Origin of the sequence: Cupriavidus sp. 2KB_3, from assembly GCF_052115685.1 — a bacterium.
Lineage (GTDB): Bacteria > Pseudomonadota > Gammaproteobacteria > Burkholderiales > Burkholderiaceae > Cupriavidus > Cupriavidus campinensis.
Window position 1 is genome coordinate 46,076 of sequence record NZ_JBFRHD010000023.1, and the last position, 26,795, is coordinate 72,870.

General features: G+C 66.5%; 24 protein-coding genes. 6 read left to right on the forward strand and 18 right to left on the reverse strand.

The window, feature by feature from the left end:
• Nucleotides 1-28 precede the first annotated feature (28 nt).
• The 5 genes from AB4120_RS22640 to tsaB all read right to left on the reverse strand — a co-directional run bounded on the left by AB4120_RS22640 (nt 29) and on the right by tsaB (nt 6,363).
• On the reverse strand, nt 29-2,983 hold the full coding sequence (locus AB4120_RS22640; protein WP_441642875.1) for a putative mucin/carbohydrate-binding domain-containing protein: 2,955 nt from the start codon (nt 2,981-2,983) through the stop codon (nt 29-31).
• Nucleotides 2,984-3,073: 90 nt separating this feature from the next.
• On the reverse strand, nt 3,074-4,207 hold the full coding sequence (locus tag AB4120_RS22645) for a DUF1853 family protein (RefSeq protein ID WP_149135803.1): 1,134 nt from the start codon (nt 4,205-4,207) through the stop codon (nt 3,074-3,076).
• The gene (locus AB4120_RS22650) at nt 4,188-5,045 is read right to left on the reverse strand and encodes a uracil-DNA glycosylase (RefSeq protein WP_441642876.1); all 858 of its coding nucleotides are present in this window, start codon (nt 5,043-5,045) and stop codon (nt 4,188-4,190) included. Before AB4120_RS22650 ends, AB4120_RS22645 begins: the two co-directional genes overlap by 20 nt.
• Nucleotides 5,042-5,578, reverse strand: coding sequence for a ribosomal protein S18-alanine N-acetyltransferase (rimI, locus tag AB4120_RS22655; RefSeq protein WP_392388484.1), 537 nt, complete (start codon nt 5,576-5,578; stop codon nt 5,042-5,044). Before rimI ends, AB4120_RS22650 begins: the two co-directional genes overlap by 4 nt.
• Nucleotides 5,575-6,363, reverse strand: a complete 789-nt coding sequence (gene tsaB / locus AB4120_RS22660) for a tRNA (adenosine(37)-N6)-threonylcarbamoyltransferase complex dimerization subunit type 1 TsaB (protein ID WP_149135802.1) — start codon at nt 6,361-6,363, stop codon at nt 5,575-5,577. Before tsaB ends, rimI begins: the two co-directional genes overlap by 4 nt.
• A gap of 177 nt (nt 6,364-6,540) precedes the next feature.
• Here tsaB and AB4120_RS22665 point away from each other — a divergent pair, with 177 nt between their 5' ends.
• On the forward strand, nt 6,541-6,810 hold the full coding sequence (locus AB4120_RS22665) for an acyl-CoA-binding protein (protein ID WP_144200608.1): 270 nt from the start codon (nt 6,541-6,543) through the stop codon (nt 6,808-6,810).
• On the opposite strand, the gene AB4120_RS22670 is transcribed toward AB4120_RS22665, so the two are convergent.
• A complete protein-coding gene (locus tag AB4120_RS22670) occupies nt 6,807-8,264 on the reverse strand; it encodes a DHA2 family efflux MFS transporter permease subunit (protein ID WP_149135801.1) in 1,458 nt (485 codons plus the stop codon). The two genes, AB4120_RS22665 and AB4120_RS22670, sit on opposite strands and share 4 nt — an antisense overlap.
• Nucleotides 8,261-8,731: an SRPBCC family protein gene (locus AB4120_RS22675; RefSeq protein ID WP_149135800.1), complete on the reverse strand. Its 471-nt coding sequence runs from the start codon at nt 8,729-8,731 to the stop codon at nt 8,261-8,263. The genes AB4120_RS22670 and AB4120_RS22675 overlap by 4 nt, the downstream gene beginning before the upstream one ends.
• A gap of 316 nt (nt 8,732-9,047) precedes the next feature.
• Between AB4120_RS22675 and AB4120_RS22680 the strand changes: the two genes are divergently transcribed.
• On the forward strand, nt 9,048-9,458 hold the full coding sequence (locus tag AB4120_RS22680; protein ID WP_441642877.1) for a VOC family protein: 411 nt from the start codon (nt 9,048-9,050) through the stop codon (nt 9,456-9,458).
• 97 nt (nt 9,459-9,555) lie between these two features.
• On the opposite strand, the gene aceB is transcribed toward AB4120_RS22680, so the two are convergent.
• Entirely contained in the window at nt 9,556-11,142 is a 1,587-nt protein-coding gene (aceB, locus tag AB4120_RS22685; RefSeq protein WP_441642878.1) for a malate synthase A, read from the reverse strand.
• A 49-nt stretch (nt 11,143-11,191) separates the two neighbouring features.
• Nucleotides 11,192-11,893 carry a haloacid dehalogenase type II gene (locus tag AB4120_RS22690; RefSeq protein ID WP_441642879.1) on the reverse strand — a complete coding sequence of 234 codons (702 nt, stop codon included), beginning with the start codon at nt 11,891-11,893 and terminating at the stop codon, nt 11,192-11,194.
• A 155-nt stretch (nt 11,894-12,048) separates the two neighbouring features.
• Between AB4120_RS22690 and AB4120_RS22695 the strand changes: the two genes are divergently transcribed.
• The 4 genes from AB4120_RS22695 (at nt 12,049) to AB4120_RS22710 (ending at nt 17,077) form a co-directional block, all read left to right on the forward strand.
• A complete protein-coding gene (locus AB4120_RS22695) occupies nt 12,049-13,005 on the forward strand; it encodes a LysR family transcriptional regulator (protein WP_144200620.1) in 957 nt (318 codons plus the stop codon).
• Nucleotides 13,006-13,140: 135 nt separating this feature from the next.
• A complete protein-coding gene (locus AB4120_RS22700) occupies nt 13,141-13,575 on the forward strand; it encodes a universal stress protein (RefSeq protein ID WP_092289374.1) in 435 nt (144 codons plus the stop codon).
• 205 nt (nt 13,576-13,780) lie between these two features.
• Nucleotides 13,781-15,397, forward strand: a complete 1,617-nt coding sequence (locus AB4120_RS22705) for a DUF3131 domain-containing protein (protein ID WP_441642880.1) — start codon at nt 13,781-13,783, stop codon at nt 15,395-15,397.
• A gap of 357 nt (nt 15,398-15,754) precedes the next feature.
• On the forward strand, nt 15,755-17,077 hold the full coding sequence (locus AB4120_RS22710) for a glucoamylase family protein (RefSeq protein WP_441642881.1): 1,323 nt from the start codon (nt 15,755-15,757) through the stop codon (nt 17,075-17,077).
• A gap of 90 nt (nt 17,078-17,167) precedes the next feature.
• On the opposite strand, the gene aceA is transcribed toward AB4120_RS22710, so the two are convergent.
• The 9 genes from aceA to cysT all read right to left on the reverse strand — a co-directional run bounded on the left by aceA (nt 17,168) and on the right by cysT (nt 26,690).
• Nucleotides 17,168-18,463, reverse strand: a complete 1,296-nt coding sequence (gene aceA / locus AB4120_RS22715; protein WP_149135797.1) for an isocitrate lyase — start codon at nt 18,461-18,463, stop codon at nt 17,168-17,170.
• Between the two features lie 299 nt (nt 18,464-18,762).
• Nucleotides 18,763-19,770, reverse strand: coding sequence for an alpha/beta fold hydrolase (locus AB4120_RS22720; protein ID WP_441642882.1), 1,008 nt, complete (start codon nt 19,768-19,770; stop codon nt 18,763-18,765).
• A 133-nt stretch (nt 19,771-19,903) separates the two neighbouring features.
• On the reverse strand, nt 19,904-20,320 hold the full coding sequence (locus tag AB4120_RS22725; protein WP_149135795.1) for a gamma-glutamylcyclotransferase family protein: 417 nt from the start codon (nt 20,318-20,320) through the stop codon (nt 19,904-19,906).
• 81 nt (nt 20,321-20,401) lie between these two features.
• On the reverse strand, nt 20,402-21,217 hold the full coding sequence (locus tag AB4120_RS22730) for a LytR/AlgR family response regulator transcription factor (RefSeq protein ID WP_149135794.1): 816 nt from the start codon (nt 21,215-21,217) through the stop codon (nt 20,402-20,404).
• Between the two features lie 35 nt (nt 21,218-21,252).
• Nucleotides 21,253-22,410: a sensor histidine kinase gene (locus AB4120_RS22735; RefSeq protein ID WP_441642883.1), complete on the reverse strand. Its 1,158-nt coding sequence runs from the start codon at nt 22,408-22,410 to the stop codon at nt 21,253-21,255.
• 322 nt (nt 22,411-22,732) lie between these two features.
• Nucleotides 22,733-23,680 (reverse strand): CysB family HTH-type transcriptional regulator, encoded by a 948-nt coding sequence (locus AB4120_RS22740; RefSeq protein WP_144200634.1) that lies wholly within the window; start codon nt 23,678-23,680, stop codon nt 22,733-22,735.
• 52 nt (nt 23,681-23,732) lie between these two features.
• Nucleotides 23,733-24,815 (reverse strand): sulfate/molybdate ABC transporter ATP-binding protein, encoded by a 1,083-nt coding sequence (locus AB4120_RS22745; protein WP_149135792.1) that lies wholly within the window; start codon nt 24,813-24,815, stop codon nt 23,733-23,735.
• A complete protein-coding gene (gene cysW / locus AB4120_RS22750; protein WP_149135791.1) occupies nt 24,812-25,744 on the reverse strand; it encodes a sulfate ABC transporter permease subunit CysW in 933 nt (310 codons plus the stop codon). Before cysW ends, AB4120_RS22745 begins: the two co-directional genes overlap by 4 nt.
• 1 nt (nt 25,745) lies before the next feature.
• On the reverse strand, nt 25,746-26,690 hold the full coding sequence (cysT, locus tag AB4120_RS22755) for a sulfate ABC transporter permease subunit CysT (protein WP_441642884.1): 945 nt from the start codon (nt 26,688-26,690) through the stop codon (nt 25,746-25,748).
• Between the last annotated feature and the right edge of the window lie 105 nt (nt 26,691-26,795).

Below are 26,795 nucleotides of genomic sequence, written 5' to 3' on the forward strand. Positions count from 1 at the left end.
GAAGGATGCAATCGGACTCGGGGCCGCGTCACGCCACCGCCCGCAGCCCACGCGGCATGGTCTGGTAACGCGCCGTGGCCGCCACGGTGGTCCGCGCCTGCGTCTCCGTGTTGACCAGTCGGGAGCGTGTAGGGTCCTGGTGGAAGACCGTGACCGTATAGCCCTTTTGCAGCGGGAAGGTCCGGGCATCGGCCGCCACGGTCACGTTCCCCGGTATGGCGATGTCATAGACGGCATCGCCGTAGCGGCTAACCACGGCGATACTGATATAGAGCGCCGGCTCCCCGGGATTCGGCACGGTAGCGTGCAGCGTCACCCTCAGCACATTGACCACCAGGTCCAGGTTCAGCGTGGCCACCGGCTGATCCGCGCTGCCCAGCAGCGTCCACGTGAACAGGTTGCCCCGCGCAGCGGGAACCTCGGAAATTTCTGATGGCGCGGCGTTCATCACCACGCCGTTGCCGGGCAGATCCAGCGTCATGCTGGCCAACCCGCTCCACGTGACGCCCTGCATCTTGTTCTCGATGGTATTGCGCGCCCCCAGTTCCTCCTTGAACGCGTAGTACTGCTCGCCACCGTAGCGGGACAGCGGGAAGGTGCGGACCATGGCGGTCGAGGAAACGGAGCCGATGAAGTCATAGGAGAACAGCTCCCGGCTGTCCGCATCGCGAAAGCTGACATAGCCGTAGGTATTCGAAAAGTAGCTGTGCGGCGAGCCGCTGTTGATCTGGAAGCGCACCTCGAGACGGACCAGATCGATCGTCATGGTGAAGAACGTCCAGTTGCTGATGCCCTTCAGCGAAACAAGGAAGCTATTGCCAATGTTGGTGCCCGGCGCGGTGTTCTGCAGGGACATCACGTCGGCGTACTCCACCAACGCCTGGGCGCGCTCCGGCTCCGGCAGCGCCATCACGGCCAGGTAGATGTCGTCCTTGACCGTGGCATAGGGCGCCGCGGCAATCGGCGGGTGCTCGCGTACCAGCCCCGCGCCCGCGGCGATGCGCGTCAGCAGGTCCGCCACCGGGTTGTTCGTCGCCATCATGTTCTCGAGCCCGTGCGTCGTGATCAGGAATTCGTTGCTCGGCTGCGGGAGAATCAGTCCCGGGGCAGGTGGCAGCGTGCGCAGCCGCGCCGGCTCCTCATGGCGGATCTCGATCCGATAGCCGATCTCGAACGGCACATCGACGTATTCCGCGGTCGGGCTGTTGCCGTAGAACTCCTTGTGGTAGACCCACTCGCCGCCGGCTGTCCGGATCGAGATGGCGATGTAGACCGCGTCCATGAACTCGACATTGGGATTGCTCATGAGGTCCACGGTGATCCGGCGCGTGGGCGCGTCCACGCGGACCGAGCCATACAGCCCGTCGTCCGTGCCCAGCAGCAGGAAGGTCTGCGTGACGATGGCAGACCCCTGCTTGTAGGCGTACGCCAGCGCATGCGTGCTCGCCCCTTCCTTGACGATCAGGTAGTACGGATCGATCGAATATTTCCGATTTTTACCGGTGGGCGCACGCAGCGTGTACACGCCGACCGGCATGTCGGCAAACGTCATCGTGGTGTTGACCACGCGTACCGAGGCCACCTCCCTCGGCCCCTCCATCACGAGCATCGGTTCGTCGTAGATCTGCACGAACTGGTCGATGGCAAATTGCACGGTCACGCTGCCGCGCAGGCCGGTGCGGTGCAGCTCCACCGAGTCCACCAGTTGCAGCGGCGACGCGGCATGGAGCGTCTCCTGCGCCTGGACCAGGCTGGCCTCGCTGACCAGCGCGTAGAGCGGATAGGACGCCCGCGCGTCGCTGAACATATTGAGCAGCTCCCGCATCGGCGTAATGGAAGCGCCCACCATGCCGATAAATGGCGCCACATCGACCGCAGCCTCGCTGGCATAGACCTCGGCCATCATGTCGATCACGGGCGGCGCGATCGGCGGCACCGGCAGCGCGTTGGCATAGGTCCGGTATTGCCGGTTGAAGCTGGCAAATGCTGTGTTGCCCGCCTTGTACTTGAGCAGCATCAGGAAATAGAGCTTCTCGCGCAGGCTCCAGTCCTGCAGCGGCGTACCGCTCGCGATCCGTCCCATCACGCCACTGAACAGGGCCGCCTCGTCCTGGTAGAGCCAGCCTTCCGTGTGCACCGCAGCACCCAGCGTGATGTCCTGCCAGCTGGCGGCATAAAGCTTGTTCCAGACCTCAAGAAAGCTGACCGAACCGGCCGCCATGAAGGTGCCGAGGTAGGCATGGCCCAGCGTTTCCAGCGGGGTCCAGTTGGTGCGCAGGTTGTCGAACCAGTCGGCCGACATGGACGCCACGGTCGATGCGGCCCACAGCGGGCTGTAGTAGGCGCCGCCGCTGCCCCCCGCGTCGGCCTTGATAAAGAACAGGTTGTGGATGTTGAGATCCGTCGCCAGTTGGGGATCGAACCCCACGCCGCACAAGGCGTTGTACGTGGAAACCACGTTGTCGTAGTACGCAGTCAGCGCGGCGAGGCCGCCCGGCAGGGTCCTGAGCGTGGCTTTGTCGGCCTCGGGCACCAGCATCCGCACGTAGCGTGACTGGATCAGCGCGAATTCGGCTGCCTGCTGGTCCCACGCCCCGAAAAACGCGGATTCCGCACCGCCGGCTTCGAGCACCGGGAGCGTCTTGCTGGTCGGCGAGCAGGTGTACCAGACCGTAGGCGGCGTGCCGCCACCGAGGTACGGCGTATCGATGAATGGCACCGAGGCGGCGGGCGCCGTGATCGTGAGGGGCATTTCGCCGAAAGCGAACACGCGCTCGGTGCGGCCGTCGCTGTTGAGCAGGCGCAGCGTCAGCTCGCCCATGAAATCCATGTCGATCTGGCTGATGGTCAACTCGCCGCCCGCCGCCAGGACGACGCCGAGGTGCTGTCGGTCATGACCGACGCCCTTTTCGAGCCCAGCCTTGCGGAACCATTCGGGATCCGTGAGCCAGTGGAGCGTCTTGACTTTCTCGATGTCCGGCATCTTCCATCCCCCATCGTCGCAACGTCCAGGGCGAACGTTCCGATACAGCGTGAGGGAAGTATCGCGATGCCGTGCGGCGGCCGGAATGGATTAGCGAGAGCCGGCGGCGGGAGGGGATCTGTCGATCGTGGCGCGCTCGACGGCGCGTGCCTGCCAGCCCGGCGGCACCACGAAGCCGCGCGAGCGCTCCTGCCAGATGCCGGGCTGCTCGGGCCCGGCGGGCGCCAGTTCGCAGACCATCACCGGGGCTTCGCGCCGCCAGCTATGCGCCTGGTGCGGATCGGCAAAGCGTTGCGCCAGCGCTGCGTGCAACGCGGCGGCGGACTCGGTCTGCGCCTCGGGCACGCGCGCGCCCGAGAGCCAGTCCGCGCGCGGCAGCCGGCACCAGCGCGTGGTGGCTGCCGCCGGGTGCGCCTGTGCCCGTGCGGCCCAGTCGTCCAGCGTGGACCACCAGCCATGCAGGTGATCGGGCGCGATGCCCAGCGCATCGAGCCCGGCCGGCAGGCGGCCATCGTGATAGAACAGCCAGCCGAGCAGGTAGACCTCGCTGCGGTCGATGGGATGCGTGAGCACCGCCTGCGCTTCGGCGGCGCGACCCAGCGGCAGCTGCCGACTGACGATGTGGTCGAGCTTGTCTCCTAGCCGATCGACGAGATTGGGGCCGACGAAGTTGCGGCGGTCGGGCGGCGTTCCCGGCTGCCCATCCACCATCAGGTAGAACTTGGCCGCCATTTCCCAGTGCACGGTCTGCGCGCTGGCCGGATCGCGCCAGATCACGTCCAGTTCGCCCAGCGTCTGGATGCCATGGCCATTGGCGCGCCGGATCGGCACATTGGCGGCGACGAGTTCGATCCCGTCGGCCCGATGCAACGCGAAATGGAGCAGACGCTCGGCATGACGGCCCAGACGCAGGCTGCGGCTGCCGGTCGGGTCCGGGTGGCCGCTCAGTTCGGCGATGGTTTCGGGGAGTGTGGCGGGGTCAGCGCGCTCCAGCCAGCGCTGCCACGCGGCCTGCGCGCCGGGCGGCCAGTGGGCAAGCGCGGCGCCAGCGCCGTAGCCGGCCGGCAGGTGCGAGAGCAGCGGCGGCGAGAGCGAGCACCACGCCAGATCGCGCACGCGCTGGGACGCGGCGGTGCGCCACAGGGGCGCGGGCCCGTCGGCGCCGGCTGCTACCGGCCCGCCCGGGCGGATGGCCTGCGCGGGATCAGGCTTCAGCTCCCGCACGGTCGTGTACCTCGCGGGCCAGACACAGGTCTTCCCATGCGCGCGCCTTGTCGGTCAGCGTGCGCAGCAGGTAAGCCGGGTGATAGGTCACCACCACGGGAATCCCCTCGTACTGGTGCACGGTGCCGCGCAGCTTGCCGATGGGCGTGGTGGAGCGCAGCAGCGACTGCGCCGCGAAGCGCCCCAGCACCACGATCACCTTCGGCCGGATCAGCGCGATCTGCCGGCGCAGGAACGGCTCGCAGTGCGCCACCTCCTCCGGCTCCGGATTGCGGTTGCCGGGCGGGCGGCACTTCAGCACATTGGCGATAAAGACATTGCGGTCGCGCGCCAGGCCCAGCGCGCCAAGCATGTTGTCGAGCAGCTTGCCGGCCTGCCCGACGAACGGCTCGCCCTGGAGGTCTTCGTTCTCGCCCGGGGCCTCGCCCACGAGCATCCATTCGGCGCGGCGGTCACCCACGCCGAGGACCGTATTGGTGCGGGTGTCGCTCAGGCCGCAGGCGGTGCACTCGGCCACGGCGGCCTCCAGCGCGGCCCAGTCCATGGCGGCGATGGCGGCGTCCCGGGCCAGAGCGGCCTCATCCTGCACGGCGGGTTGCGGCGCCGGGGACAGGGCTTCGACCATCACGACGCGCGGGGGGGCGGTCGGGGTGGGTAGCGACGCCTCGATTTCGGCTGCGGCTTCAGCGCCGACTGCAGCCACGGCTACCGTGGCGACCTCGATATCGACTTCGACTTCGACTAGGGTTGCGGCCTCTACCGGCGCCCCGGCCAACCGGCGCGGCACCCATTCCGCGGGGATACCGAGCACTTCGAGAAACTGCGCGCGGCGATTCATGCGGACTCCTTGCCATCGTGCCAGGTCCGGCGCAGCACAAGCGCGTCCTCGCGCCCGTTGGCCGTGGCCGGATAGTAGCCCTTGCGGCGGCCGATCTCGGCAAACCCGGCTTCCTCGTACAGCGCCAGCGCGCCCACATTGGACGGGCGCACTTCCAGCAGCATCGTGCCGAGGTTGTGGGCATGGGCGGTGGCCAGCGCCACGGCCAGCAGCAGCCGGCCATGGCCCTGCCGCTGCCGGCGCGGGTCCACGGTGATATTGAGCAGATGCATTTCGTCGACCACCGGCATCAGCACGGCGTAGCCGACCAGCGTATTGGCTGGATCACGGAGCGTCAGGCCGATATGGCCCGATTTCAGGGAATTCTCAAAATTGCCGCGCGTCCAGGGATGGCTGTAGGCGCGCTGCTCGATATCGGCCACGGCGTGCAGGTCCAGCGCGGTCATGCGGCCCAGTGCCCAGCCATCGCCAAGCTCGGGCATGACCGGCACGGCCGGCCATTGGGGCGACTCGGGCAGCAGCGCGGCGCTCACGCGGCCTCCCCTTCTGCAGCATTCGCGGCCTTGGCGGCCTCCGCAGCCTTGGCGGCTTTCTCGGCGGCAATCGCCTCGCGCTCGACGATGGTCTGGGCGACCTTGTCGCGCACATAGATCGGCATGGCATCGGCGGCGTCGATGGTCTCGCCGCGCGCCAGCGCGCGGAGGCCGATCGCCACGGCCGCACGGGCGTCGGGCATGGCCTCGGGCATCACGCGGCTGGCCTGCGCGGCCACCTGGAGCCGCTCGCCAAAGACGGCCGAGCCATTGCCGGCGAGCCAGAACGCGCCCTCGGGCCGCGCCACGGCTTCGGGCGGCCCCACCTGCACCGGGCCTTCCATCGACCATTCCATCGCGGCAGCGTCCCAGCGGAACGTGGCGGCATAGGTCTCGTCCATGCGGGCGTCGAGCGCCACCAGCACGCGCGTGTCCGCTGGCAATGGCGAAGTGCCGGATCGGACGCTTTCGGCGCACATCGTCAGCACATTGATGGGAATCACGGGCAGATCGGCGCCGAAGGCGAGCCCTTGCGCCACGCCGCAGGCGGTACGCAGGCCGGTGAACGAGCCGGGGCCGGCGCCAAACGCGATGGCGGCACAGTCGGCCAGCGTGATACCGGCCTCGGCCAGCACTTCGGCCACGGCCGGCAGCACGCGCGCAGACGACCGCGCGCCCGTATGCTCATGGCGGGAGAAACACTCGAGGGCGCCGTCGGTGGCGGCGCGCCCCAGTGCGACGGAGCACCACTCGGTGGAGGTCTCGACAGCAAGAATCCAGGACATGGCGCGATTGTATCCGGAGCGCGGCCAAAGCTGTATTGGCAGGCAACCCGGCAGCGTGCGTCGGCAGACCGCGCCGCCGCGCGCGGACCGAAGGCTTCTTCGGTTTTTTCCGCCGCAAACGGCGCGGTGCGGCGGCTATCATCGCACTTCTACGCCCACTCATTACCCGGAGACACCATGAGCGACCTGCAGGCCCGCTTTGACCAGGCCCAAATCGACGTCAAGACCCTGAGCGAGCGTCCCAACAATATGACGCTGCTGCGCCTCTACGCGCTCTACAAGCAAGGTGCCGAGGGCGACGCCCACGGCGACAAGCCCGGCATGACCGACTTCGTCGGCCGCTACAAGTTCGAAGCCTGGGAAGCCCTCAAGGGCACCAGCCAGGACGACGCCAAGCAGAAGTACGTGGAACTGGTCGGCGAACTGCTCGCCGGCACCGCCAGCTAAGTGCCCGCCGCGGCCGGCAGCGGCTTCGGCCGGATGCGCCACGCGGCCAGGATCGCCGTGGCAATCACCACGCCCACGGCCAGGAAGGTTTCGTCGAATGCCGCGATCCGGGCGACCGGATCGCCACCCGGCCCGAGCACCGCGCCGTGCTCCGCCAGCCGCCACTGCAGCCCCACCCCGGCCAGACTCACCCCGATCGCCCCGCCAAGCTGCCGCAGGAAGTTGATGCAGCTCGACCCCTGTGCGATCAGCGAGAAATCGACCCCGCGCATCGACCCGAGCGTCAGCGACGGCAGGATGGAGCCAAGCCCGATCCGCCCGATCACCGCATAGAGCACCAGCAGCAGGTAGGGCGTTGCCATCGACCCGGTGGCCATCAGCAGGAACGACGCCGCCAGCAGCGCCAGCCCGAACGACACCTGCCGGTGCGGCAGGATGTAATTAGTCATCCGCCCCGCCACCGCAATCGTCACCGCCAGCACTATCCCGGCCGGCATCAGCACGATGCCCGCCTGCGACGGCGTATAGGCCAGCGCCATCTGCATATAGACCGGCAGCAGGTAGGTGGAGCCGAACAGCCCGGCGCCATAGATGAACGCCACCACGGCCCCGGCCGAGAACTGGCGATAGCTGTAGAGCCGCATGTCCATCAGCGGCTCGGGCGCGCGCAGCTGCCAGACCACGAAGCCCGCCAGCAGCAAGACCCCCAGCCCGGCCAGCGCCAGTCCGGCCGGCACGTTCTCGCGCATTTCCACCAGACCATTGAGCAGCGTCACCGTGGCCACGCCGGCCAGCGCCAGCCCGCGCCAGTCCAGCGCGCGGCGCTCGCCGATCATCGCGGAGTCCACGGCCATGTAGCGGCGCGCCATCCACAGGCCGATCAGCGTCAGCGGCACCACCACGAAGAAGATCGAGCGCCAGCCGAAGGTCTCCACCAGGAAGCCGCCCACGCTCGGCCCGATGGCCGGTGCCAGCACCACGCCGAAGCCGAACAGGCTCAACGCCTTGCCCTGCTCGCGCTCTTCGAACACGCGCAGAATGAAGATATTGGGCAGCGGCTGCATGATGCCGGCCGCAATGCCCTCGGCCACGCGCATGGCCAGCATCACGCCGAAGGTGGGCGAAAACCCGCCAATCAGCCCGCCGGTGCCCAGCAGCAGCAGGCTACCGACGAAGGTGCGGCGCAGCCCGAAGCGGTTCAGCAGCCACGGCGTGAGCAGCATCGACAGCGTCATGGCGATCATGAAACTGGCCGCGACCCACTGCGCGCGCTCCTGACCCAGCTGGAAATGCCGGCTCAGGTCCGGCACGGCCACGTTGACGATGGTCGATGACACGATGGACGACATCGTGCCCAGCATCAGCGTGAGCAGGATCAGCCAGCGCAGGCGCTCGCCGTAGCGGGCGCGCAGTACGGCACGCGTCGGCCCGCCGGCCGGCTGGGCGCCCGTCACCCGAGCCGCCCGCTGTGAGCGATCTCCCGGATCTTGCGCACCGTATCGAGGTCTGCCTCGTGGTACGCCGACTTGACGATCTCCGAATAGCGGTCGTCGCCGCTGGCATCCGTCTCGGGCAGGGTCGTTTCATAGATGAAACGCACCAGCAGCGCGCCCGGCGCAGGGGTCTCGATGCTCATCGACAGCGTGCCGCCTGCATGCTCGGCCGTGGCCGCGGTCTCGTAGCGCACTGCACGGCGTGGCTCGAATACCACGCGGTCCTGTATCGTCGCCTGGCCAAAATGCAGCACGCGGTCCAGCCAGCCATCGCCCCGTGCCAGTACCTCGGCGCGCTCCAGCCCCAGGACGAACAGCTCGGGCGACTCGGCCCGCAGCACCAGGCCCTGCCACAGCTGTTCGGCGGTCAGCGGCTCCAGCGTGGGATTGCCTGGGTCATTGATCTCCACCAGGTGTTCAAAACGCAACTTGACTCTCCAATCTCGTTGAATGTCCATATTATGAAGGCTCCTTGGGCGCCGCGCCGGTCCGCGCTTTCATTTTCAGAGTCATCTCATAGCCGCCATGCAGCGCATCGATGATCCTGTCCCGGCGGCATCACTCCTGACAGCTGTTGTCAGGAGCGCCGGCGCACAATGCTGGCCCGGGCAAGGAAGGCGTCAGAGGGCGTCAGAAGGCGTCAGGAACCATCAGGAGCCATCAACAGCCATCAGGAGCGGACAGGAGCGAAAAGCACACTGGCCGCCGCCACGCCCGAGAACGCTCACAAAGCAGGAGGCTGGCATGGAGTTGCTGATCAATATCGACGTCGATGACCTCGAACACGGCATCGGCTTCTACGAAGCAGGACTGGGATTGCGGCTGGGCCGCCGGCTGTTCGACAACAGCGTGGCGGAAATGCACGGCGCCTGCGCGCCGATCTACCTGCTGGCCAAGGAGGCCGGCACGGTGGCCACGGCGCGGGCCGATGTGCGGCGCGACTACGCGCGGCACTGGACCCCGGTGCACCTGGACTTCGTGGTGGAAGACCTTGAAGCCGCCATCGAGCGCGCGCTCGGCGCCGGCGCCGAGATCGAAGACTGGCCGCAGGACTTCGACTGGGGCCGGCAGGCCCGCCTGTCCGACCCGTTCGGCCATGGTCTCTGCTTCATCGAATGGCGGGGCCAGGGCTACGGCGCGGTGGCGGGCGCCTGACCTCCCCGGCCCGGCCAACCTCGTGGCCAACCCCAGCCACAAACAAAAAACCCCACGGCGCGAACCGTGGGGTTTTTCATGGCAAGCCTGAAAAGGCTCAGACTTCCTCGTACAGCGGCAGCGTCAGGAATTCGGCGAAGTCTTCCGACGTCGACATTTCCTCGAAGATCTGCGCGGCGCGGTCGTAAGTGCTGGTATCGCCACCCACGAGCGTCTTCACCTTGGCCAGCTCTTCCGGAATCAGCGCGCGCACCAGCTCGGCGGTCACCTTGCGGCCATCTTCCAGCTTGCCCTTCGGCGAGCGGATCCATTGCCAGACCTGCGAGCGCGAGATCTCGGCCGTGGCGGCGTCTTCCATCAGGTTGTGGATCGGCACGCAGCCGTTGCCGGCCAGCCAGGCGCCCAGGTAATGGATGCCCACGTTGATGTTCATGCGCAGGCCGTGCTCGGTGATCGGGGCCTCGGGCTTGAAATCGAGCAGGTCGGCGCCCTTCACGTTCACGTCCGGACGCTGCTTCTCGAACTGGTTCGGCTTGTCGCCGAGCACCGCCACGAATTCCTTCATCGCCGGCTCGACCAGACCCGGGTGGGCCACCCAGCCGCCGTCGTAGCCATCGGTGGCGTCGCGGCGCTTGTCGCTGATGATGCCTTCCATGGCAATCGCGTTCTTTTCCGGATCGTTCTTGATCGGGATCAGGGCGCTCATGCCGCCAATCGCGGGCGCGCCGCGCTTGTGGCAGGTCTTCAGCAGCAGCAGCGCGTAGGCGCGCATGAACGGCGCGATCATCGTCACCTTGGCGCGGTCTGCCAGGCAGAAGTCCTTGTCCACCTTGAACTTCTTGATGCACGAGAAGATGTAGTCCCAGCGGCCGGCGTTCAGGCCAGCGCTGTGGTCGCGCAGTTCATAGAGGATTTCTTCCATCTCGAACGCGGCCAGGATGGTCTCGATCAGCACCGTGGCCTTGACCGTGCCCTGCGGCAGGCCGATCTCCTTCTGCGCCATCACGAAGATGTCGTTCCAGAGGCGGGCTTCCAGATGGCTTTCCATCTTCGGCAGATAGAAGAACGGGCCGGCGCCGCGTGCGATCTGCTCGCGGGCGTTATGGAACAGGAACAGCGCGAAGTCGAAGATGCCGCCCGAGATGCGCTTGCCGTCGATGGTGACGTGCTTTTCATCCAGGTGCCAGCCGCGCGGGCGCACCTGCAGCGTGGCGATCTTGTCGTTGAGCTTGTAGTGCTTGCCGTTGGAATCCAGCGTCAGCGTGCGGCGCACGGCGGCCTTCAGGTTCACCTGGCCCTGCATCTGGTTGTGCCAGTTCGGGGTGTTGGAGTCCTCGAAGTCCGTCATGTAGCTGTCAGCGCCCGAGTTGAAGGCGTTGATGACCATCTTGGCTTCCACCGGACCGGTGATCTCCACGCGACGGCATTCCAGCGCCTGCGGCACCGGTGCCACCTTCCATTCGCCCTCGCGGACGCTCTTGGTCTCCGGCAGGAAGTCGGGGATCTCGCCGGCGTCCAGGCGCTTGGCGCGCGCGACGCGGGCAGCCAGCAGTTCCTGGCGGCGCGGCTCGAAGGCGCGATGCAGCTTGTCTACCAGGGCCAGGGCTTCCGGCGTGAGGATGTCTTCGTAGGCCGGCAGGATGTCGCCGGTAATCTTCATGCCCGCGGGCAGCGTGATAGCCATCAGTCTTCTCCTGTGTGTGCGATGGTGTGTTGTCGGGTGGACCTGTCCGTCAGACCGCGACGCCGGAGGCGGCGAGGAAGGCCAGCAGGTCGTTCAGGTCGTGCCCGGTGCCGGTGGGCGCCACGTCCAGGCGCTCCGCCGGGTGGCCGGCACGATTGATCCAGAAAGTCTTGTAGCCATACCAGGTGGCGCCGCACGCGTCCCAGCCGTTCGAGGACACGAACACGATGTCCCCGGCGGGCAGGTCGAAAGCCTGTGGCCCCAGCGCGTAGGCGGCCGGCGCGGTCTTGTACTGGCGCACCGCATCCACCGACAGCACATGGTCGAACAACCCGTGCATGCCCGCGCTCTTGACCGAGATGTCGAGCATCTCGGGGTTGCCATTCGACAGGATGCCCAGCGGCAGCCCCGCCCGGCGCAGCCGCTTGAGCGCGCCGAGGTTCTCGGGGAATGCCGAGAGGCAGGCGTACTCCTTGAGCAACTGCGCCTCGGTGGCCTCGTCCAGCTTCATCCCGAGGCGCTCGGCGGCGTAGCGCAGCGCATCCACGGTCAGCGCCCAGAACGGCTTGTAGAGGGCGCCGTCGGGCGCGGCCATGGTGCGCAGCCGGGTGTAGTCGATCTGGCGTTCGCGCCACAACAGCGCCAGGGCCTCCCCCTTGCCGGGAAACAGCTGCTCCGCGCGCGCCGTGACCGAATACACGTCGAACAGCGTGCCGTAGGCATCGAACACCACCGCGCGGATCTTGTTCATGGAGGGACTGAATGGGCCTGTACACCGTTGAATGCATCCGATTGTAGTCAGTCGTTGCAGTGCGGCAAAGTCGCACCGGGTCACTTGATCTTTTACTTTTGTGCAACTAATCTTGGCCGATCCGCACAAGACTGTGTATTAACCGGCGAGCTTTCGTGGATCATTTCAAGCAATTGGAGACTTTTGTGTCGGTCGCGTCACGTGGCAGCCTCTCCGCCGCCGCCGCCGCCGAGGGCGTGGCACCGGCGATCATCGGGCGCCGCATCGATGCGCTGGAAGAACGGCTCGGCGTGAAGTTGCTGGTACGCACCACGCGCAAGATCACGCTGACTTTCGAAGGCTCCGCCTTTCTCGAGGACTGCCAGCGCATCCTCAACGACCTCCACAACGCCGAGGCCAGCGTGTCCGCCGGCGGCGTCAAGGCCAGCGGCCACCTGCGCGTGACCGCCCCGGCCGGCTTCGGCCGCAAGCACGTGGCGCCGGTGGTGCCGCTGTTCATCGAATCGCACCCGGACGTGACGCTCACGCTCGACCTCTCCGACCGGGTGGTCGATCTCGTCAACGAGGGCTTCGACTGCGCCATTCGCCTCGGCGACCTGCCCGACTCCAGCCTGGTCTCGATCCGCCTGGCGGAAAACCGCCGTGTGGTGGTGGCTGCACCCGGCTATCTGGCCCGCGCCGGCACGCCGAAGCTGCCCGAGGACCTGTCGCGCCACAATTGCCTGGCCTTCGGGGCCAGCGCCAACGTGCAGCGCGGCTGGGTGTTCCAGCAGGACGGGCGCGCGGTCACCGTCAAGGTGGGCGGCAATATGGAATGCACCGACGGCGCCGTGCTGCACGCCTGGTGCCTCGAAGGCCATGGCCTGGCGTGGCGGTCCTGGTGGGAAGTGGGCCAGGAAATCGCCAGCGGCCGGCTCGTCACCGTGCTAGACGACTTCCAGGCACCCCCCATCGGCATCCACGCGGTGTTTCCCCAGCGCAAGCACCTGCCGCTGCGCGTGCGGCTGTTCATCGACCATCTGAAACACACCTACGGCAACCCGGCCTACTGGCGCCGTGCCGAGCAGGCGCCGACCAGCGCCGCCGCCGAGGCATCCGCCGCCGTGGCATAGGTGGTTTCACTCACGGAAAACCTTGATATTCCGCAATGGCGGCTGCTTCACACTGACTACAATCGAATCAGACAGGCGCCGTCTGGCCTGCCCCGCCTTATCGTGAAATCGTTAATTCGTGAAGGGAGGTATGGCATGTTCAAGCACATCCTGTTGCCCACCGACGGGTCGGAACTCTCCAAGAAGGCCATCAATGGCGGCCTGGAGCTGGCCAAGGCGATTGGCGCCCGGGTCACCGCTTATGTCTGTCTGGAGGAATATCCCTACACGCCGTTTAGCGAGATTGTCGTGGAGGCTCCACAAGCCTTCCGGGACCGGATCGAGAATCAGGCGCGGCTCTACCTGAAGGAGATCGAGACCGCCGCCGTGGCCGATGGCCTGCCGTTTGACGCCGACATGACCACCTTCGCCGTGCCCTACCTCGGCATCATCGACGCGGCGGAACGCCATGGCTGCGACGTGATCTTCATGGCCTCGCACGGGCGGCGCGGTCTGTCCGGCCTGCTGCTCGGCAGCGAAACGCAAAAAGTCCTGACCCACACCGACATCCCGGTCATCGTCTATCGATGACACGCTGAACCGCGGCACCCGGCCGCGTCAGTACACAGCAAGGCCGCGCACGGCAACCTGCGCGGCCTTGTTGTTTCATGCGTCACGATCGCATCGCAATCACGCCAGAAATATCCGAATTGGCGCCAGGAATTGGACGAACTGCGATTTTCCTGACCCCTGCCGTTGACGAGAATCCCGTCATTCATTTCCAACTGGGAAGAGCATGATGGCACTCGAGCTTTGCGTCCGGCCGCTGACGCGCCGCGCGATCTGTATTGGCGTAAGTGCGTTGCTGGCCGCCTGTGGTGGCGGCGGCGACGATTCGGAACCCGCTGGCACGGACATCTCCGTGACCCAGCCGGAGGCGGGCCCTGCCCCGCTCTCGCCCGGCGTCCCACCCGTGCCGACGCCGCCGGACCCGCCGCAGGACCCCACGCCCGCGACACCCGAGACACCCGTCGTCCCGGCCGAGCCGCAGCCGATACCGCCCATTCCCGATCCAGCGCCGCCCATCGTGACCGAAGTGATCACGCGGGACGCGGTACTGAAAGCGCAGGCGCGCGTGTACGCCGAAGCCTTGTGGAGATCCGCGGAAACGCTGGACCCGGGGCGCGCGCTGCCCGTCAACAAGTCCTGCGTGAATGCCAGGGGCGTGGCCAGCCCGGTGGGCTGGGTGTTCACCGGCAACCTCGGCCAGTTCATCTGGAACGTGACCGCCGCGCGCGATCTTGGCCTGCTGGACGCCGCCGAAGCCCAACGGCGCGTGGCGCGACATCTAAGTTCCCTCGCCGTCCTGCAAGAGACGGCCCGGCGCAATGGCGCGCCCGGCGGCCTGTTCCATGGCACCACGGACAACCGGACAGCCGTGCCTGCCGGCGATGTGGGGTCGATCGAGAACGCCTGGCTGGCGGTCAGCCTTGCCATGGCCAAGCAGGCGTACCCCGCACTCGCCGCGCAGGCTGGCGCCATCCTCGGACAGATGCGCTTCGAGACCATGGTGCACCCGCAAAAGCAGCAATACGAAATCTCCTTCAACCCCAAGACGCAGAAATTTTCGGGGATGACCTACGGCCTGCTCGGCGAGACACGGCTGCTGGCCTATGTGGGCATCGCCCTCGGCACCGTGCCGCGCAGCCAGTATTTCAGTATCCCCCGCGTACCTAGCTGGAGCGAGCGCTCCCCGGACCCGGCGAAGTTCCGCACCTACGAGGGCGTGCGGGTGTATGAAGGCACCCGCTCCTATGGCGGCCTGCATTTCATGCCCACCAACGGCGGCTCCGTGTTCGAATCATTCGCGGTGCCCGTGGTGATTTCCGAATCCAGATGGGGCCCCAACAACTGGGGACGCTCGCATCCGAACATGGCCAAGGCGCAGATCAAGTACGGCCTCGACACCTTTGGCTACTGGGGCTTCTCGCCCGCTTCCGTGCCGGCCACCGGCGGGTATACGGAGTACGGCACGCCGCCGGCTTCGCTGGGCGGCTCGGGCTACAACCCGCGCGGGCAACACACGGCCTCTCGTGCCGGCCCCGTGGTGTCCCTCTACTCGGTGCTGCTGCTGATCGAGGAGGACCCTGAAGCGGTGATGGCCAACATGAAGAAGCTGCTCGACAACTTCCCCACGTTGAACCATCCGCAGTACGGCCTCATGGACAGTGTCGACGTGGAAAACGGCACCGTCTCCAAGTGCCTGCTTGCCGGCAACGTCGGTTGGGCGCTGGGCGCCGTGACCAATTACCTGACCGATGGCAAGCTGCGCGGCTACGTGGACAAGGAATGGGGACACATCCTGCAGCCGCTGCTGGAGATCGAGGAATTCAGCATTCCGGCGCAGTCCTGAACATCAGGGCCAAGAAATGGACGAATTGCGATTATCGTGATCGTCGTCGCGGACGAGAATGGTTCATCAGAACATTCTCGCTCGGAGCGCATCATGGCATTTGCCCCATCCGCACACCCACTGGCCCGCCGGGCCATCTGCATCGGCCTCAGCGCCTTGTTGGTAGCCTGCGGAGGCGGCGGGAGCGACGAGCCGGTGGCCCCGCCGGTCCAACCGGGCACCCAGGCGCGGGGGGATACCGGCGCCGAGCTGGTGCCCTCCCCGGCGCCCCAGCCAACCCCCACCCCTGCCCCGACACCAGTCCCCACCCCTGCTCCCACACCTACCGGGATCCCGCCTTCTGAAGTAGTGCCCGCCGTGCCCGTGCTGCCCGACCCGCAGGCGGCCCTGAAGGCCGAAGCGCGTAGTTATGCGAGGTCGCTGTGGAAGTCCATCGAGGCGATGGAGACCAAGCCGGCGTTCCCGTCGAACAAGGCATGCGTCAACGCCGAGGACAAGATGAACGCGGTCAACTGGATGTTCATCGGCGAGCTGGCGTCGTATATCTCGAACCTTGTGGCCGCGCGGGACCTTGGCCTGATTACGCCGGAAGACGCCAGCCAGCGCATGGCGCGCATGCTGCCCGCCATCGCCGTGCTGCAGCAGCAGGCCAGGGACAAGGGCGCGCCGGGCGGATTGTTCCTCGGCTCGCTCAACAGCACCACGGGCGTGCCGGACGGTGACGTGGGCGTCATCGAGAATGCCTGGGTGGCCACCGGCCTGGCCATGGCCAAGCAGGCCTTCCCGGAACTCGCCGCGCAAGCTGGCGCCATCCTCGCCCAGATGCGCTTCGACACCATGCTGCACCCGACGAAGCAGCAGTTCTACATCAACTACAACCCCGCCACGCAGCAGAACTCGGGGAGCACCTATGACCTGATGAGCGAGACGCGGCTGATCAGCTATGCGGCCATTGCGCTCGGCAATGTCCCACGCAGCCAGTATTTCCACCTCGACCGGGTGCCGGAATGGTCCGAGCGCACCGTCGACCAGTCGAAGTACCGCACCTATGAAGGCGTGCGCGTCTACGAGGCCTCGCGCAGCTTCGGGGGCCAGTCCTTCATCCCGACCTGGGGCGGCTCCGTGTTCGAGACGTTTGCCGTGCCAATCATGATCAACGAGCAGAAATGGGGTACCAACAGCTGGGCGCGTTCGCATCCGAACATGGCCAAGGCGCAGATCCAGTACGGGCTCGACCAGTTCGGCTACTGGGGCTTCTCGCCCGCCACCATTCCGGCCACGGGCGGTTACACCGAGTACGGCGCACCGCCGCTGTCCGTGGCTGGCGGCTACCGCCCGGACGGACAGCGCACAACCACCCGTGTCGGCCCGGTGGTATCGCCCTATTCCGTGTTGTCGCTGATCGAATACGAGCCCGAGGCCGTGATGGACGCCATGCGCAAGCTGATCACCAACTTCCCCACGCTGGACCACCCGACCTACGGGCTGATGGACAGTGTCGACGTGCAGACCGGCGTCGTCTCCAACTGCGCGCTGTACCTCGACAACTCGCTGGCACTGGGCGCCGTGGCGAACTATCTGACCGATGGCAAGCTGCGCGGCTACGTGGACAAGGAATGGGGACACATCCTGCAGCCCCTGCTGGAGATCGAGGAATTCAGCATTCCGGCGCAGCCGTAGTCCGGCATTCGCCCCCCCAATGAAAAACGCCGCGCCGTCCCCTACCGGACGGCGCGGCGTTTTATCGCCTTATCGGCGACTAGCCGGAAATCAGGCCACCTTCTTGTCGAAGAACTGCTCGTCTTCGGTCGAGCCCTTCAGCGCGGTCGTCGACGACTGGCCGCCTTCGATGGTCTGCGTCACGGCGTCGAAGTAACCGGTGCCCACTTCGCGCTGGTGCTTGACGGCAGTGAAGCCCTTCTCGGCCGCGGCGAACTCGTTCTCCTGCAGTTCCACGAACGCGCTCATCTGGTTGCGGGCGTAGCCGTGGGCCAGGTTGAACATCGAGTAGTTGAGCGAGTGGAAGCCGGCCAGCGTGATGAACTGGAACTTGTAGCCCATCGCGCCCAGCTCCTTCTGGAACTTGGCGATCGTGGCGTCGTCGAGGTTCTTCTTCCAGTTGAACGACGGCGAGCAGTTGTAGGCCAGCATCTTGCCCGGGAACTTGGCGTGGACGGCCTCGGCAAACTTCTTGGCGAACTCCAGGTCCGGCTTGCCAGTTTCGCACCACACCAGGTCAGCCACTTCGGCGTAGGCCAGCGCACGGGCGATGGACTGCTCGATGCCCGGCTTGGTGCGATAGAAACCTTCCACGGTGCGCTCGCCGGTCAGGAACGGCTGGTCGCGCTCGTCCACGTCCGAGGTCAGCAGGTCGGCGGCTTCGGCGTCGGTCCGGGCAATCACCAGCGTCGGGGTACCCGAGACATCGGCTGCCAGGCGCGCGGCCGTCAGCTTGGCCACGGCTTCACGCGTCGGCACCAGCACCTTGCCACCCATGTGGCCGCACTTCTTCACCGAGGCGAGCTGGTCTTCGAAGTGAACGCCGGCGGCGCCCGCGTCGATCATCGACTTCATCAGTTCGAACGCGTTCAGCACGCCGCCGAAACCGGCTTCGGCATCGGCCACGATCGGGGCGAAGAAGTCCGTGTCACCCTTGCCTTCGCTCCACTGGATCTGGTCGGCGCGCTGGAAGGTGTTGTTGATGCGCTTGACCACCATCGGCACCGAGTTGGCCGGGTACAGCGACTGGTCCGGGTACATCTCGCCGGCCAGGTTGGCATCGCCGGCCACTTGCCAGCCGGACAGGTAGATCGCCTTCAGGCCGGCCTTCACCTGCTGCATGGCCTGGTTGCCAGTCAGCGCGCCGAGCGTGTTGACGAACGGCTCGGTGTTCAGCAGGTGCCAGAGCTTCTCGGCGCCACGGCGGGCCAGCGTGTGCTCGATCTGGACCGAGCCGCGCAGGCGCACCACGTCTTCAGCCGTGTAGTGACGTTGAATGCCCTTCCAGCGGGGGTTGGTGTCCCAGTCTTTTTGCAGGGCGTCGATTTGTTGTTGGCGGGAAGTCATGTTCACTCTCCTGATGACAGATGGTAGTTGGCGAAAATTCGGGTACTTGGCTTCGGATCTTGTGACACCCTGCGTCGCCGTGTTTTTAGCGTCTCAGGTCATGTGTCTTATATAAGAGTGTAGGGAAGCTTCCCGCGTCGCAACAAGCGCTCAATCACCATCAGGCAGAGATTTTTATTCGTTATCAATCAATATGTTGTCAACAAAATTTCACGATGCGGCAAGCAATCTTCCATGATGAGAAATGACCGTTGTGCCGCGCACCCATGTATTTTTGCGCACCAAAACAGCTTTCCACATCATGAAATATTGGCAGCCGACGACGACACGCGCGCTTTTGCGAGGTCTGGCGACGCCGGCGCCCCTTCCAGATGGTCGACAAATTCGCTGACCATCGTCGCCATGCGGCGGGGCTGGGCCAGCGGCAGCCAGTGGTGGGCCTCCACCTGCCGGCGCCAGAGGTCGGCCACCCATTTGCCGAGGTTCTCGGTGAGTGCGGGACGCACGTAGCGGTCCAGCGTCGGCACGATGACCTGCACCGGTGCGTGGGCGCGGCGCTCGCGCGGGGCGCGCAGCCGGGCGCGGAAGTTGGCGCGATAGAGCCGCAGGCCATGGATGCCATCGGCGGTCTGCGTAGGATTGGGCGGCGCGAACAGCCCCTCGGTATGGCGCAGCCAGTGCGTCCAGCCGCGCCCGAGCCAGAGGCGCCAGTGCCACTCGGGCAGCTTTGGAATATGGAAGAAGACGATGTACCAGGAGGCCAGCGCCTGCCGCAGCGTGGCGCGCCGCTGCGCCCAGGTGCGCCGCCCCGGTGTGCGCAGCGCGCTGGCGGCATGGTCGAGGCACGGCCCCGAGCACGAGGTGAACGACGCGATGCGCCCGTACAGGCGCGGGTCGGTCACGAATTCCCAGCCCTGGATCGATCCCCAGTCATGGCCAACCAGATGCACGCGCCGATCCGGCGCCACGGCATCGATCACCGCGATGAAATCGTCGGCAAGGCGCTCCAGCCGGTAGTCGTCCACGCGCGACGGCACGTCTGAGCCGCCCGCGCCGCGCACGTCGTACGCAATCACATGGAAGCGGTCGGCCAGCGCCTGCGCCACGCCTTGCCAGACGTGGCTGTTGTCCGGGTAGCCGTGCACCAGCACCACCACCGGCCTGGCAGGATCGCCCCACGCCGTGGCGGCCAGGCGCACGGTGCCGGACTGGACGTGGAAGCGGCAGGCAGGATGCGGATAGGGATACGGCTGCGGCCCGTCTCGCTCTATCTCTCTATCTATATGAAGGGGATGGCTGGCAGGCATCGGCGGCAGGCTCCGGGGATGGCGCGATGACAGCCGGTGCTGTCATCGTCGATCCATGCTACGCCGAACGCCGCAGCGCCGCGAGCCGTGCGGCGCTGTTTGAAACGTGACAAAAACGGAGCAAGTTCGCGGATCAGGCCATCACGCCATCGCGCGCCTTGCGGTAGGCCACCCAGTCGCCGCTGTCGATGCGGGCGAGCCCGGCCACGGCGGCGTCGGCCACCGGATACAGCAGGCATTCGATGGGGGCGCCGTTGCAGTCCACGATGCAGGATTCGCGCAGGAACAGCGTGGCCTGCCCCGGGTAGACCTCCTCGATTTCGTCGAGCACGGGCAGCAGCGCGTCGGGGATGTCGTAGAGATCGCCGGTCACCGGCCCGGCCGCCGCGTCCGGCACCAGGCCCGGATAGGTGCCGAAGTCATAAAGCCGGCCCGCCAGCACGCCTGTGCCGATCAGCGTCGGCGGGGCAATGCCGTGGCGCGTGGCGGCGCGGTTCAGGTCGTTGACCTCGCCGGCACGCAGCGTGCCGTAGACGAAAACGCGGGGCATCGAAACGTCTCCTCAGGAAAATGGCCAGTCGCAAAGCGGCCATGGTAGAGGAAATATGGTGGATTGCGGCGGCGTGCCGCCCTACATCTGCTTGAACAGATGGGCGTACTGCCGCGCCACCGGCAGCACTTCCTCGCGGTCGCGCAGGCGCAGCGAGAGCCGGCCCAGGGACTGGGTGATCGCACTCGCCACGCAGTCGATATTGACCACCGTGCCGCGATGGATCTGCCAGAAGCGGTCCGGGTCCAGCTGCTGGGCCAGCTCGCGCAGGCTGGTGCGGATCAGCGCCTCGCCACTGGTGGACACCACGTTCACGTACTTGTCGGTGGCTTCGAGGTAGACCACTTCGTCCACGGGAATGATGCGGACCTCCTGCCCCACCAGCGCCTTGATGAAGCGCAAATACTGCCCAGCGGAACGCGCGGGGGTCTGGTTTTCGAGCGACTCGAGCCGGTGCAGCAGCTGCGCGAGCTTGTCCGCATCGACCATCGCGCCCACGTCATGGGTCTCGTGGCTGCTGTCCCGGGCCTCCATGCGCGCCTTGAGCCGGCACACCGTGGCCTCCAGGCGCTCGCGCTGCACCGGCTTCAGCACGTAGTCCACGGCGGCGCGCTCGAAGGCTTCCAGCGCGAACTGGTCATAGGCGGTGACGAAGACCACCAGCGGTGGGTCGTCGAACTCGATCAGTTCGCGCGCCACGTCCATGCCGCTCATGCCGGGCATGCGGATGTCGAGGAAGGCCACGTCAGGCCGATGTTCACGGGCGGCATCGAGCGCCGCCACACCGTCATGAACCACGGCGACGATATTGGCCTCGGGCCAGAGGCCGGCCAGTTCGGACGCCAGCACGCGGGCCAGCAGCAGTTCGTCGTCAGCGATCAGCAGGGTCGGACTCATGGGGTCGGGGTCGGACTCGGGGAGGCAGAAGGGAATCAGGAACTGGACACGGCAGGCGTGGCCATGGCCGGTGCACCGCCTGGCGCGTGGGCGCGCATGGGTGCGAGCGTGGGATCGGTCCGCCGCACCAGTGGCAGTGTCACCCGCACCACCACGCCGCGCGGGGTGTTTTCTTCCATCTGCATGCTGGCCGTGACGCCAAAAATCCGCGCCAGGCGCTCGCGCACATGGGTCAGGCCCATGCCCGAGCCCTTGCTGTGGCCCTGGCAGAAGCCCACGCCGGTATCGGCAATGATGACCTGCACACTGCCGTCGCCGGCATCCCGGGCAGACAATGTGATTTTCCCGCCACGCATGCACGGCTCGATGCCATGCGTCACCGCGTTCTCCACCAGCGGCTGGATCAGCATCGGCGGAATCTCGGCCTCGGCCAGCGCCGGTGGCAACTCGATCTGGAAATCGAGCCGCGCGCCAAAGCGCATGCCCTGGATATCGAGATAGCTGCGCAGCAACTCGAACTCCTGCTTCAGCGTGCACTGCTCCGCCCGCGTGTGTTGCAGCGACATGCGCAGAAAGCCGATCAGCCGTTGCAGCAGTTGCCGCGCCGCGCGCGGATCGGTGGCGATCAACCCATCGAGGTTGGCCAGCGAGTTGAACAGGAAATGGGGTTCGATCTGCGCCTGCAGCGCCATCAACTGGGCGCGCACGAGCTGCTTTTCGGATTCCTCGCGCTGGAGCGCGTCCAGCGCGGCCTGGCGTTCCAGGTAGGCCAGCTTCTCGCGCGACCAGTAGAAATAGATCATGCTCGCCGATGCCAGCATGCCCACCACCAGGCACATGCGCAGCATGTCGCCGGCCTCGGCCTGCGACTTGATCGGCAGCCCCAGCAGTTCGCGTGTGGCCCAACTGCCGAGCACCACGCCCAGCGGCACGGCCACCACGGCCAGGCACATGAACGGCCAGCGGCGCGGGCGGTCGTTCCACCAGATCAGTACGCGCGGCACGTCGATAAAGACCCAGATCGACAGGCCGATCAACTGGCTATAGAGAAAATTGTGCGCGAAGGTGCCGCCCGTCTGGAAGCCGTAATTCAGGCTGACGGCGATCACCGTGTTCATGCAGAGCACGAACAGCAAGTCGCGGCCAAGGATATTCAGCCGCGATGGCAGCGCGGTGGAGAGGCAGCGCTTCATGGGCGGCCGCTCGCCGGGCCGACGCACCCATCCCCGGCATCATGGATTTGCCGCATGGTCTTCCCTCCTCGTAGTTCACGGCAGTGGCCGCGTGGCATTCTGATGATGCACTGCAGCATGCATCCGCCTGTTATCGCAATTTGCTTAAAAGGCGGTCTGCGTGAGGGCACTTTACGCCGGACGCGGCGAGGAAGGAAGCACCGTGCGACGAAACGGCGGCACACGGCGCGAAGTGTGCGCCGGGCCGACCGGGAGGCAGGTTCTGGGGCGGGATCGGGGCAGATTGGCCGCAAACGGCCGTTTGAATGCCGTCCGCGCAGGATCAGGCGGCCAGCGCCGGGCGATTGGCGCTCTCGGCCAGCGCCGTGGACACCGTATCGCGCGACAGATGCGGCGCGAACATATTGATGAACGCGTGCGCGTAGCCGCGCAGGTACGCGCCCCGCCGCACGGCCACGCTGGTCGTGTTCGGCTCGAACAGATGGTCGGCGGAAATCCGCACCAGGCCGGCATCCTTGCGGGCGTCGTAGGCCATCGACGCGATGATCCCCACGCCCAGGTCCAGCTCGGCGTAAGTCTTGATCACGTCGGCATCCATCGCCGTCAGCACGATTTCCGGCTGGAGACCGGCCTCGGCAAACGCCCCGTCGATCTTGCGGCGCCCGGTAAAGCCGGCGTCGTAGGTGATGATCGGGAAATTGGCGATGTCCTCCAGCGTCGGCTCGGGCAGCCGCGTCAGCGGGTGCTCGGGCGAGACCACCAGCACGTGCTGCCAGCTATAGGCCTCGAACGAGGTCAGTCCGGCCTCGTTGGCCACCGCCTCCGTGGCGATGCCGATATCGGCCTGCCCGGTCAGCAGCAATTCGACGATATGGGACGGCGATGCTTCCTGCAGCGCTAACGTCACATGGGGATATTCACGGCGGAAGCTCTGCACCACCTTCGGCAGTGCATAGCGCGCCTGCGTGTGCGTGGTGGCTACGGTCAGGCGGCCGGTATGGCGGCCCGCGAACTCGTCGCCGGCCTGGCGCAGGTTCTCGGCCTCAAGCAATAGCCGTTCGACGATACGGACGATCTCGCGGCCCGGCTCGGTCAGCCCGGTGAGGCGCTTGCCGTAACGCTCGAAGATCTCCACGCCCAGCTCTTCCTCAAGTTCGCGGATCTGGCGCGACACGCCCGGTTGTGACGTGTAGAGCGCATTGGCCACTTCCGTCAGGTTGAACTGACGGCGCACTGCCTCGCGGATCGATCTCAGTTGCTGGAAGTTCATGGAGGCGCTCCTCGGTGGGCTCTCTTGCTCTGTTGATAGGGGGCGATCACGATCAGTTACGGGTGCCGGCCGTGAAGACGCGCAACTGGCGCGGACGCACCGCCAGCAACTCGCCCTCCCGGAACCCGGCGTGTCGGAAGCGTTCGAGCGGCAGCGCCACCTCGATCACGTCCTGGTTGTCCTCGCGTTCCAGTTCCAGCTGGGCCACCGGCCCCAGCGTCAGCGCGCGGCGCAGCGTGACGGCGATGCCATCGGTGCCCGGCGCGTAGCGCTCCACGTCCAGATCATGCGGACGGACGTAGGCCACCGCGTCGCCGGCGGTCTCGTGGCCGCTGCCCACCACGGGCAGAATCGCCTCGCCGGTGTGCAGGAGGCCGCCGGTATCGCCCACTTCCAGCCGGCCATGGAACAGGTTCACATTGCCGAGGAAGCCGAACACGAACGGCGTGGCCGGATGGTTGTAGACCGCCTCGGGCGTGCCGGACTGCTCCACGCGGCCGTGGTTCATCAGCACCACCTGGTCGGCCACCTCCAGCGCCTCTTCCTGGTCGTGCGTGACGAAGACGCTGGTCACGTGCAGTTCGTCGTGCAGGCGGCGCAGCCAGCGGCGCAGTTCCTTGCGCACCTTGGCGTCCAGCGCGCCGAACGGTTCGTCGAGCAGCAGCACGCGCGGCTCCACGGCCAGCGCGCGGGCCAGCGCAATCCGCTGGCGCTGCCCGCCCGAGAGTTGCGCCGGGTAGCGGTCGGCCAGCCAGTCGAGCTGCACCAGCTCCAGCAGCGATTTCACCTTCTCGCGGATCTTCGCTTCCGAGGGCCGCTCGGCGCGCGGCTTCACGCGCAGGCCGAAGGCCACGTTTTCGAACACGCTCATGTGCTTGAACAGCGCGTAATGCTGGAACACGAAGCCGACATTGCGCTGGCGCACGTGCTGCGCGGAGGCATCCAGCCCGCCCAGCACCACCTGGCCCGCATCGGCGCGCTCCAGGCCGGCGATGATGCGCAGCAGCGTGGTCTTGCCGCAGCCCGAGGGGCCCAGCAGCGCGGTCAGCTCGCCTTCGTCGAAGTCGAGCGAGACGTTGTCCAGCGCGACGAAATCGCCAAAGTGCTTCTGTACGTTCCTGACCTGAATGCTCATGATGGCTGCCCTTGCAGTGTCGGCGCGGGGCGGCTCGCGCCCTCGTCCTGATGTTCCCTGCCGGCGCGGATTTCCACCAGCGTCTTGATGCCCAGCGTGACCAGCGCCAGCAGCGTCAGCAGCGACGCCACCGCGAACGCGGCCGCGAAGTTGTACTCGTTGTAGAGAATTTCCACGTGCAGGGGCATGGTGTTGGTCAGGCCGCGGATATGGCCCGAGACCACCGATACCGCGCCAAACTCGCCCATCGCCCGCGCATTGCACAGGATCACGCCATACAGCAGGCCCCAGCGGATGTTCGGCAGCGTGATATGCCGGAAGGTCTGCCAGCCGGACGCGCCCAGCACGATGGCGGCCTCCTCCTCCTCGCTGCCCTGGGCCTGCATCAGCGGAATCAGCTCGCGCGCCACGAACGGGAAGGTGACGAAGATCGTCGCCAGCACAATGCCCGGCACCGCGAACATGATCTTGATGTCGTGGGCCTCCAGCCACGGGCCGAACCAGCCCTGCGCGCCAAACATCAGCACGTAGATCAGGCCCGAGATCACCGGCGAGACCGAGAACGGCAGGTCGATCAGCGTGGTCAGCAGCTGCTTGCCCCGGAATTCGAACTTGGCGATGGCCCAGGCGGCGGCCACGCCGAACACCACGTTGAGCGGCACGGCGATGGCGGCCACCAGCAGCGTGAGCTGGATCGCCGAGACGGCGTCCGGCTCCACCAGCGCGGCGAAGTAGGTGTCGACGCCCTTCTTCAGCGCCTCATAGAACACCGAAGCCAGCGGGATGAACAGGAACAGGCCGAGGAACAGTACCGCCACCGTGATCAGCGTGTAGCGTACCCACGGGGCTTCGCCGGTGGCGTCGTGGCGATGCGGGGCGCCGGGGTTGGCCCCTTGCGTGGCGCCGAGTCGGGAAATTGCGCCGGCCATGTCAGCTCGCCTCCGGATTGCCGTGGTGGGGACCATCAGGCAGCGCCGAAGCGCGGCGGCCCGACTGGGAACGGCGCGTCCACGCCTGCAACAGGTTGATCAACAGCAGCAGCCCGAAGGAAATCACCAGCATCACCACCGCCACGGCGGTAGCGCCGGCGTAGTCGTACTGCTCCAGCTTCGAATAGATCATCAGCGGGGCAATCTCGGACACCATCGGCATGTTGCCGGAGATGAACACCACCGAGCCGTACTCGCCCGTGGCCCGGGCGAACGACAGCGCGAAGCCGGTCAGCAGCGCCGGCAGGATGGCCGGCAGAATCACGCGCCAGAAGGTCTGGAGCCGCGACGCGCCCAGGCTGGCGGCGGCTTCCTCAAGCTCACGCTCCACGTCTTCCAGCACCGGCTGCACCGTGCGCACGACAAACGGCAGGCCGATAAAGGTCAGCGCCACCACCACACCAAGCGGCGCAAACGCCACCTTGATGCCGAGGGGCTCCAGGTATTTGCCGATCCAGCCATTGCCCGCGAACAGCGCCGTCAACGCGATACCGGCCACGGCGGTGGGCAGCGCGAACGGCAGGTCCACCAGCGCGTCGATCAGGCGCTTGCCCGGAAAGCGGTAGCGCACCAGCACCCACGCCACCACCAGCCCGAACACGGTATTGATGATGGCCGCCACCAGCGACGCGCCGAAGCTCAACTGATAAGACGCCACCACGCGCGGCGCGGTCACCGTGGTCCAGAACGCGTCCCACGTCATCGTGAAGGTCTTCAGGAACGTGGCCGACAGCGGGATCAGGACGATCAGCGTCAGATAGAAGATGGTGAAACCCAGGGACAGGCCGAAGCCGGGCAGCACGGTAAACCGTTGCGTGCCGGAGCGGGCCGGCCGGCGCGGCGCGTCGGTGGGTGCAGGGGCCGCCAGGGTGATCGATGGGGGCATGTCGTCTCGTCTTTATGAAGCCGGCGCATAAGGCGCCGGGGTACGAGACAAATTTTGCAGATGCGCCCTTATAAACAGAACGAATCTTTACGCATTTCTTTAATC

Excerpts from the sequence above, each read along its gene's own strand:
- tsaB (WP_149135802.1), bottom strand. The coding sequence starts at position 6,363 with ATGTCCTGGATTCTTGCTGTCGAGACCTCCACCGAGTGGTGCTCCGTC.
- AB4120_RS22730 (WP_149135794.1), bottom strand. The coding sequence starts at position 21,217 with ATGAGTCCGACCCTGCTGATCGCTGACGACGAACTGCTGCTGGCCCGC.
- AB4120_RS22705 (WP_441642880.1), top strand. The coding sequence starts at position 13,781 with ATGATGGCACTCGAGCTTTGCGTCCGGCCGCTGACGCGCCGCGCGATC.
- aceB (WP_441642878.1), bottom strand. The coding sequence starts at position 11,142 with ATGGCTATCACGCTGCCCGCGGGCATGAAGATTACCGGCGACATCCTG.
- aceA (WP_149135797.1), bottom strand. The coding sequence starts at position 18,463 with ATGACTTCCCGCCAACAACAAATCGACGCCCTGCAAAAAGACTGGGAC.
- AB4120_RS22665 (WP_144200608.1), top strand. The coding sequence starts at position 6,541 with ATGAGCGACCTGCAGGCCCGCTTTGACCAGGCCCAAATCGACGTCAAG.
- AB4120_RS22700 (WP_092289374.1), top strand. The coding sequence starts at position 13,141 with ATGTTCAAGCACATCCTGTTGCCCACCGACGGGTCGGAACTCTCCAAG.
- cysW (WP_149135791.1), bottom strand. The coding sequence starts at position 25,744 with ATGGCCGGCGCAATTTCCCGACTCGGCGCCACGCAAGGGGCCAACCCC.
- cysT (WP_441642884.1), bottom strand. The coding sequence starts at position 26,690 with ATGCCCCCATCGATCACCCTGGCGGCCCCTGCACCCACCGACGCGCCG.
- AB4120_RS22650 (WP_441642876.1), bottom strand. The coding sequence starts at position 5,045 with ATGAATCGCCGCGCGCAGTTTCTCGAAGTGCTCGGTATCCCCGCGGAA.
- AB4120_RS22735 (WP_441642883.1), bottom strand. The coding sequence starts at position 22,410 with ATGAAGCGCTGCCTCTCCACCGCGCTGCCATCGCGGCTGAATATCCTT.
- AB4120_RS22640 (WP_441642875.1), bottom strand. The coding sequence starts at position 2,983 with ATGCCGGACATCGAGAAAGTCAAGACGCTCCACTGGCTCACGGATCCC.
- AB4120_RS22740 (WP_144200634.1), bottom strand. The coding sequence starts at position 23,680 with ATGAACTTCCAGCAACTGAGATCGATCCGCGAGGCAGTGCGCCGTCAG.
- AB4120_RS22720 (WP_441642882.1), bottom strand. The coding sequence starts at position 19,770 with ATGCCTGCCAGCCATCCCCTTCATATAGATAGAGAGATAGAGCGAGAC.
- AB4120_RS22745 (WP_149135792.1), bottom strand. The coding sequence starts at position 24,815 with ATGAGCATTCAGGTCAGGAACGTACAGAAGCACTTTGGCGATTTCGTC.
- AB4120_RS22680 (WP_441642877.1), top strand. The coding sequence starts at position 9,048 with ATGGAGTTGCTGATCAATATCGACGTCGATGACCTCGAACACGGCATC.
- AB4120_RS22690 (WP_441642879.1), bottom strand. The coding sequence starts at position 11,893 with ATGAACAAGATCCGCGCGGTGGTGTTCGATGCCTACGGCACGCTGTTC.
- AB4120_RS22725 (WP_149135795.1), bottom strand. The coding sequence starts at position 20,320 with ATGCCCCGCGTTTTCGTCTACGGCACGCTGCGTGCCGGCGAGGTCAAC.